Raw genomic sequence first — 2,423 nt, 5'->3', positions numbered from 1 at the left:
TCAATAAAAGAATAATGTTATGGAATATATAAAATCATTAACTCAGCTATTCTCTATATCTTGTTTCGTGACTAAATACAGTGGTTCAAGAATGAGTGAAGAGCAACAGGAGTTTGATAGACAAAAAAAACTATGGAACTCAAAGAAGATAGAAAACTACTCTTATATACTAGATATATCATGCTACTCTTTTCCTGAGGAGAAGAAAAAGATTGTTGTAGCTAACAACAGAATAGTGGATGCTACATTTGTACCTAGCCATACAGAGATAGAGAGTGGTAGAAAAAAATATCTTAAGACAATAGATGACTATTTTGATATAATTCAAAAAGAGATAGAGGATAGAAGCAGTAAATTAACAGTTGTTTATAACAAAGAGTATGGATACCCTGCATATATATATAAAACCGCAGAGGTAGCCGAAGAGGATGTCGGCTACTATCTGGATAAGATTTGTGTTGCCTAATCTACAACAACTCTATGTCCAACAAACTTAGAGAGATTGTCCAGAATCAGACCACCTCTTCTAAATCCAAGTCCACAACCCTCATAAGCGAAAAAGACTCCTGCTTGGTATGAGTTACCTTTGTTGTCAGTAGGAAGTTCAACATACTCTTGGAAGATAGATGGGAACTCACCATACTCTCCATCTCTTTTCTCTATAACTTTTTCATTCTCATCAACAATAATAGTATTTGCACCCTCTCGACCAAAGATTTTTTTCTCAACCTGTGCTATACCCTGTAGAGGTTCAAAGCTTGTCTCTAGCAGTAGTGGATGGTTTGGATATAAGTCCCAAAGAATCTTCATAAATGCTTTTGACTGGAACATCAAAGTATAGGCAGGGTTGAGGAAGATTGCCTTTTGGTTCTCCATGATTTGAGTCATTAGCATAGCCAAGTCACTCTCCTCTATAGCAATATCCTCCCAAGGGTAGAGTTTAAACCAGTACTCATAATTCTCATTATTATAAAATACACCATCTGTAGCAGAGAATTCAACATCTTCCATATAGGCAAACTCTGTAACAAATCCTGCTTCACTAGCTATGGTTTGCAGAAGTTTAACAGTACTCTCTTCCTCTGGATTATCCTTGACAGAAGAGAACAGAATCTTCCAACCATCATAGTGGTTTTCAAAATCCTCAACATCATCTTCCATCATGACTAATCGTTTGAAGTTACTGCCCAAAGCCTCATATAGGTCATTGAATTGATGACTCTCATCCATACCGTTGACTTTTAGGGTTGCCCACTGTATGATAGAGGTCTCAAAGAGAGCCGTTGGTGTATCTGCATTGAACTCTATCAGTTTAATAGGTCTGCCATCAACTCCACCTGCGAGGTCAAATCGCCCATATAGATGCCAATGAATGTCATTATCCCAACTCATTTTGATAGCATCTATCACATTAAAAGGTATTCCTAGCTCATGAAAAAGGTCATTCTCTATCACATACTCACCAGCCTCTGCAAACATCTCATAAAGCTCATTGACAGCTTCATAATAAGCATCAGCCTCATCAGGGGTAATCTCTACTATCTCATCTGCTATATAGGAAGTGGCATCTGGGTCTGTATGCCAATAAAACCCTATACCCTCCAAAAACTTATTGTCAGGTATCTTGACAGGTTTTAGTCTCATCTCTTAACCACCAAATCCACTTTTTCTTGTAGAACTAGAGCTAGATGATGCAGGAGCTGAACTCTTTCCAAAGCCACTTCTTTTGGTGTTACTACTACTACTTGTAGTACCACTCTTAGAAGCTGACCCACCTGGTCTGCTCATACCTCCAGCCTTTCTATTTCCAAAACTACTCTGTGAACGAGAGTAAGCTTGTGGAGAACGATAGCTTCTTCTCTGGTTCTGCTGATAGTTTTGATTATTTTGAAGTTTATTCATTAAAGCAGCACCAAGCATACCAGCAGCCGCACCTGCTAGAAGTGTTCCTGCTAGACCCATTCCACCACTATCTGTAACCTCTTCAGGTGCTTTAGTTAGATTTGAAGTACCTGCCTCAATCTTCGCCTCTTCATCCTTAATAAGCTTATCAAGCTCTGCATCGCTCAAAATTCGCTCTGTTCCATTAACATCTTGCAGGATAACACGAGTCTTGGCACTTGGAACCTCATCTACAATCTTATAGGTATTATTTGCATCAAGAATAGTGATGGTTGCACCCTCTTTTTTGACCGCATCAGCTACAGTTGGTTCGCTTGGTTTCTCCTCCTCTTTTGGAGTATCTCCACAACCTGTTAGTGTCGCAATTAACATTGCACTCATACCACCTACTATAGTAGCGTTTGAAATCTTTTTTATATGCTTGTTCATAATTTTCCTTTTCTTCTAATTTTTTAGAATTTTAACATAAAATAGACTTATATTAGATAAATCCTATAAGATGAATGGAATCATTATTCTGT

The 2,423-nt window shown here is 38.0% G+C and carries 3 protein-coding genes; 1 reads left to right on the top strand and 2 read right to left on the bottom strand.

What is annotated here, in order from left to right; genetic code table 11:
• Positions 1–19 precede the first annotated feature (19 nt).
• Positions 20–466: a DUF6174 domain-containing protein gene (locus GSY74_RS03235; protein WP_164663676.1), complete on the top strand. Its 447-nt coding sequence runs from the start codon at positions 20–22 to the stop codon at positions 464–466.
• On the opposite strand, the gene GSY74_RS03230 is transcribed toward GSY74_RS03235, so the two are convergent.
• Together GSY74_RS03230 and GSY74_RS03225 are read right to left on the bottom strand one after the other, a co-directional pair.
• Positions 463–1,644, bottom strand: a complete 1,182-nt coding sequence (locus GSY74_RS03230; protein ID WP_164663675.1) for a glutathionylspermidine synthase family protein — start codon at positions 1,642–1,644, stop codon at positions 463–465. The two genes, GSY74_RS03235 and GSY74_RS03230, sit on opposite strands and share 4 nt — an antisense overlap.
• A gap of 3 nt (positions 1,645–1,647) precedes the next feature.
• Positions 1,648–2,331: a hypothetical protein gene (locus GSY74_RS03225; RefSeq protein ID WP_164663674.1), complete on the bottom strand. Its 684-nt coding sequence runs from the start codon at positions 2,329–2,331 to the stop codon at positions 1,648–1,650.
• Positions 2,332–2,423 lie beyond the last annotated feature (92 nt).

This window comes from Sulfurovum sp. bin170 (assembly GCF_010892395.1).
Classification (GTDB): domain Bacteria; phylum Campylobacterota; class Campylobacteria; order Campylobacterales; family Sulfurovaceae; genus UBA1140.
The sequence above is the reverse complement of the archived record's forward strand: the minus strand, read 5'-3'. Positions and strand labels throughout refer to the sequence as shown.